The 5,213-nt window shown below is 43.9% G+C and carries 5 protein-coding genes; all 5 read right to left on the bottom strand.

The window, feature by feature from the left end:
* Positions 1-154 precede the first annotated feature (154 nt).
* The gene (galU, locus tag ABFX15_RS00715) at positions 155-1,090 is read right to left on the bottom strand and encodes a UTP--glucose-1-phosphate uridylyltransferase GalU (protein WP_346023648.1); all 936 of its coding nucleotides are present in this window, start codon (positions 1,088-1,090) and stop codon (positions 155-157) included.
* Positions 1,091-1,138: 48 nt separating this feature from the next.
* Positions 1,139-2,140: an NAD(P)H-dependent glycerol-3-phosphate dehydrogenase gene (locus ABFX15_RS00710; RefSeq protein WP_346023647.1), complete on the bottom strand. Its 1,002-nt coding sequence runs from the start codon at positions 2,138-2,140 to the stop codon at positions 1,139-1,141.
* A gap of 23 nt (positions 2,141-2,163) precedes the next feature.
* On the bottom strand, positions 2,164-3,042 hold the full coding sequence (lgt, locus tag ABFX15_RS00705; protein WP_346023646.1) for a prolipoprotein diacylglyceryl transferase: 879 nt from the start codon (positions 3,040-3,042) through the stop codon (positions 2,164-2,166).
* A 13-nt stretch (positions 3,043-3,055) separates the two neighbouring features.
* Positions 3,056-4,009 (bottom strand): HPr(Ser) kinase/phosphatase, encoded by a 954-nt coding sequence (gene hprK, locus ABFX15_RS00700; protein ID WP_346023645.1) that lies wholly within the window; start codon positions 4,007-4,009, stop codon positions 3,056-3,058.
* Positions 4,010-4,181: 172 nt separating this feature from the next.
* Positions 4,182-4,928, bottom strand: coding sequence for a MerR family transcriptional regulator (locus ABFX15_RS00695; protein WP_346023644.1), 747 nt, complete (start codon positions 4,926-4,928; stop codon positions 4,182-4,184).
* Positions 4,929-5,213: the final 285 nt, after the last annotated feature.

Below are 5,213 nucleotides of genomic sequence, written 5' to 3'. Positions count from 1 at the left end.
TTTTCCACATGTGTATACCTCGGGCTTTTGTCACCGTTCAGGAAATCATAAAATTTTGGGTAAATTCAAATAAAACTCCCCTTATAATAAACAGCTACAGCTCTTCTGTTCACTATAAAAGGAGCCTGACTTCTGCTATCGTCTTCTGTCTGCTCTACTCTTTTGCATGCTCAAGTTCATGAGCTTCTGCATCCATTTTATTTTCAACGTTTCCATTTTCCAGGTATTTAGCAAGATCCACAATATATTGCCTCAAGTTGTCTTTCACTTGAGGGTGTTTCAAACCGTATTGAATTGTTGTTTTCAGGAAGCCGAACTTGTCTCCGACATCGTAACGCTCACCTTTGAATTCCTTGGCAAACACCCGCTGTGTTTTGTTTAATATGTCAATCGCATCCGTAAGCTGGATTTCTCCACCTTTTCCAGGCTCAAGATTTTCAAGAATGTCAAAAATCTCCGGAGTCATCAGATAACGGCCGATAATCGCCAAATCACTAGGGGCTTCATCCGGATCAGGTTTTTCAACAAACTTGCGTACGTTGTATAAGCCTTCCCCTGCCTCAGCTTCAGGATCGATGATGCCGTAACTGGACGTTTCTTCATGCGGCACTTTCATTACAGCAATGTTTGAGGCATGAGTCTTCTCATATCCCTCGATCAGCTGCTTAGTCAAAGGCACTTCGTCAGCCATGACGTCGTCTCCCAGCATGATGACAAAAGGTTCGTTCCCTACAAAAGCTTTCGCCTGAAGGACCGCATGACCCAGCCCCAGAGGATACGCCTGTCTGGCGAAATACAGGTTCAGACCCGTTGTCTCTTCGACTAGTTCAAGCAGTTCGTCTTTTCCTTTTGCCCGAAGGTTCTCTTCCAACTCCGGATTTGAATCAAAGTGATCTTCGATCGGACGCTTCAGTTTTCCCGTAATAATCAGAATATCTTCAATACCAGATGCGATGGCTTCCTCTACGATAAACTGAATCGTCGGTTTGTCCACGATCGGAATCATTTCTTTAGGCATAGCCTTTGTAGCAGGTAAAAACCGTGTGCCGTATCCTGCTGCTGGAATAATGGCTTTTCTTACTTTCTGCATAGTTCTCTACTCCTTCTTATCTTAAGTATACGCGCTTTCAACATTAGTTTATTCAGACTTTCCTTCACGCTTCATTAAATTAAGTATAACATATTTCACATCAGAGTCATTGTAAACGACGTTATAAATAGCCTCCGTGATCGGCATTTCAATATTGAACTCTTGAGCCAGTTCATATGCTGCCTTGGTGGTGGATATTCCTTCAACAACCATGCCCATTTCATCAAGAATTGTTTCCACCTTTTTGCCTTTACCGATCTGATAGCCTGCCCGCCAGTTTCTGGAATGCGGGCTCGTACAGGTAACGATGAGATCTCCCACCCCGCTTAACCCCATAAATGTTAGTGGATCCGCACCAAGCTCCAGACCTAATCTACTTATTTCAGCAAGCCCTCGCGTGACTAAACCAGCCTTGGCATTATCGCCATAACCCAGACCCGCGATTACACCGGCGCCCAACGCAATAATATTCTTTAAGGCAGCGCCAATTTCTACACCTATGATGTCTTCATTTGTGTAAACCCTGAAGTAATCATTTAAAAATATATTCTGAGTCAGTCGGGCTGCTTCTATATTTTCAGAGGCGGCCGTAATAGTCGTCAGATCTTTCGCTACGACTTCCTCTGCATGGCTGGGACCGGACAGGGCTACAATCCCGGTCATCCTGTCAGGCTCAATCTCTTCTTCAAGTATGGTCGATATACGTTTATGTGTTTCGGCCTCGAGTCCTTTTGAAGCATGGACCACCGTCACTTGATGGTCAAGAAGCGAATTGATCTGTTGTGCAGTCTGTCGGATTCCCTTTGTCGGAATGACAAACAGAATGATATCTGCATCTGATATCACTTCTTTCAGGTTAGTGCTAGCCGTCACTCCTTCAGGAAAGGTGAATTCTGGAAGGTAGTGTTTATTTGTATGGTTTCTGGTAATTTCTTCTGCCTGATGAGGGTCTCTTGTCCAGAGTCTGACGTCATGTCCGTTCTCAAAGAGGACAGTAGCCAGGGCACTTCCCCAGGATCCTGCTCCTAGTACAGCAATCGTCTTGTTCACTGATTTCTCTCCTCACTCATGACTTACTTCTTACTTTTCTCATATTTCCGGCGCTTCTCTTCAAATATCTTTTCAGGTTCGATACCGACCGTATAATAAGGCGGTGTCGGGTAGACATATAATCTTCTGTAGATGATCAGTCCAATACCGACAACGAACAGCACAAGTGAAAGTACTTGTGACCCTCTCAGTCCTCCACCAATATATAAACTGTCTGTACGCAGTCCTTCGATAAAGAAACGACCGAATCCGTACCATATGAGGTAGCTGAAGAACACTTCTCCACGTCTGAACAGTTTCGTTTTAGCTCGCAGAGTCATAAGAATGGCAAAGCCGATCAGATTCCAGACGGACTCATAAAGGAACGTCGGGTGATAGTAACTGCCGTCGATGTTCATCTGGTTAATGATAAAATCAGGAAGCTGCAGCCTTTCCAGAAACTGTCGTGTGACTTCTGTTCCGTGAGCCTCCTGGTTGATGAAATTGCCCCAGCGGCCGATTGCCTGTGCTAGCATAACGTGAGGGGCGAGAATATCAACCAGCAGCCATAAAGGAACGTTCCGCTTGTTCGCGTACCAGTATAGTGTAATAAAACCGAGAATCAGACCGCCATATATAGCAAGTCCACCTTCCCAGAAGTAAAAGATCCTGATTGGATCGGCGAGGTAGGTCTGAAGTTCGAATAGCACATAATACAACCGTGCTCCAATTATACCGGCAGGAATGATCCAGAAGGCCATATCGACAATAAAATCTTCTTCGATGCCTCTTCTACCCGATTCTTTCATGCTCAGCCAGACTGCCGCAAACATCCCCGTCACAATGATAATGCCGTACCAGGCCACTTCTAATGGGCCGAGACGAAATGCGATAGGATCTATGCTACTTATAATACTGTTCATACAATTTCCTCCATTAATTATTCTGCTGATTATCCATAGTGTTCTGCTGGATCAGATTATTCAAGTTTGTTTCAAAGGTTTTGGTCGCATCATAACCCATTTCTTTAGCACGAATATTCATCGTAGCTATTTCAATAATGATGGACAGGTTACGTCCAACTTTTACTGGAATAGACAGTTTTGGAATGTCGACGTTAAAGAAACGCATATTGTCAAGATTGTGTCCCAGACGATCATACTGGCGGTTCTTGTCCCAATGTTCCAGATTGATGACCAGATCTACTGTTTTCTTGGAACGGATCGATCCTACACCAAACAGATTCACTACATCGATAACACCGATCCCTCTGATTTCGATCAGATGTCTTAAGATTTCAGGTGGTTCTCCTATGATCCGGCGCTCATCCATCATATATAGCTCGACTCTGTCATCTGCAACGAGGCGATGCCCCCGCTGGATCAGTTCAAGTGCCGTTTCAGATTTTCCTATTCCGGAGTCTCCGATTATCAGAACACCCATCCCGTAGATGTCGACTAGCACACCATGCTGAGAAATGCGCTCGGCCAGTCTTTCTTCCAGGAAATTCGTCACATTTGAAGACAGTCTGGTTGTTGACCGTTTAGATAACAGAACTGGGATACCCTTTTCTTCAGCTGCCTTGATCAGTTCCTGCGGCGGTTCTTGATTTCTCGACACTAGGAATGCTGGTGTATCTGCCTGGCACATTCTCTTCATGATAATATAACGCTCATCACTTGTCATACGCTCTGTAAACGACAATTCAGTTTTTCCTAGCAGCTGTATTCTATTCTGTGGATAAAAGCTGAAATAGCCTGTCAGCTCAAGGGCCGGACGGGACAGATCACTGATTGTGATTTCTCTATCTAGATGCTCTTCTCCGACGACAACGGTGATATCGTCCATCGCATCTACTAGCTCGTGAATTTTTACTACTGCAGTAGTCATAGTTTAGCTCCTTTGCAATTTATCAAACATGACTTTATCATATCATATTTAAGTAATGCTTTATAGGTCGAACCTATCCGAACTGCGATTGGATTATCGCTTTTTACCCCTTCATCTTTTCCATCGATTTTTGTCAGGAAACATCCTGCTCTCCTGTCTCCTCTGCGCCCTATTATCTGAAGTACGCATAGCTTCCTAAGTTCTCAGCCGTCCACTCATCACCAGGTTCTGCCAGGCTGTCAATCAGCAATGTCAGTTCCGCTATAGCTTTCATGCCGGCAATGAGTGACTGATCGATATAAGTCAGTGATTCAACTGCCAGTTCCTTTGTACGTCTAAGATTCTCAGCATCTGTCCCTTCAAGTACTTCCCTGACAATATCCAATGACCCTGCTGCTCGCGATACCGTTCTTATAATCATGACACGCTTTATTTCTGCTTGAGTGTACAGACGGTACCCGCTTCTTGAATCACGTGTAGGTATGATTAACTGCTCTTTTTCCCAGTGACGTATGCCAGATGTTCTTACTCCCGCTATTTCAGCAACTTCTCCGATAGTATAGGTCACATTCTGATGTTTCATCTGATCGATCCATTCTACCTCTTCTGTTTCCAGCATAGTAATGACCTGTTCAGCTTGAATTCTTTCTTTCTGAAGATCAGCCTGTGAAGCGTTAACTATCCAGAGCGCCTTTAGAAACTCCTTCTGCTGTATCAGAGGCATGATTTCCTTGACTAACCCCATTCCGTATCCGATATTCAACTTGACTATGCTTTTGAAATAACTAAGGTGAGTATCTGAGTATTGACGATACCCACTTTCAGTTCTTGGAATCTCTGGAACTAGTCCCCACTCTTCATAGTGTTTCAACGTGCTGGTAGATATATCGCAAATTCTGGCAATGTCTATGCCTCTCATTGTCAGTCCTCCCTAGTTACAAGTACACTGGGCTAGTCATTATTTGACTCGCCCTGACCATTTCAGTATACACTACCTGAATAATTCATAGTACCTTGTCAGAACAGGCATTTATCCCGCTTTGATAAGGTTTATCAATCTATTCCTTCTTCACCCGTTGGGTGAAGAAAAAAATATACAAAAAGAGCACACTCTATGTTATTGTAAAGTCGACCAAAACAACAAAAACAAGAGGTGTGCTCAATGTCAACTTTACAAGAAAAGCAACTACAATTCAATCCCCAT

This window comes from Alkalibacterium indicireducens (assembly GCF_039522005.1).
In the GTDB taxonomy this organism is placed as follows: domain Bacteria; phylum Bacillota; class Bacilli; order Lactobacillales; family Carnobacteriaceae_A; genus Alkalibacterium; species Alkalibacterium indicireducens.
This window is presented reverse-complemented; position numbering and strand designations above follow the sequence as displayed.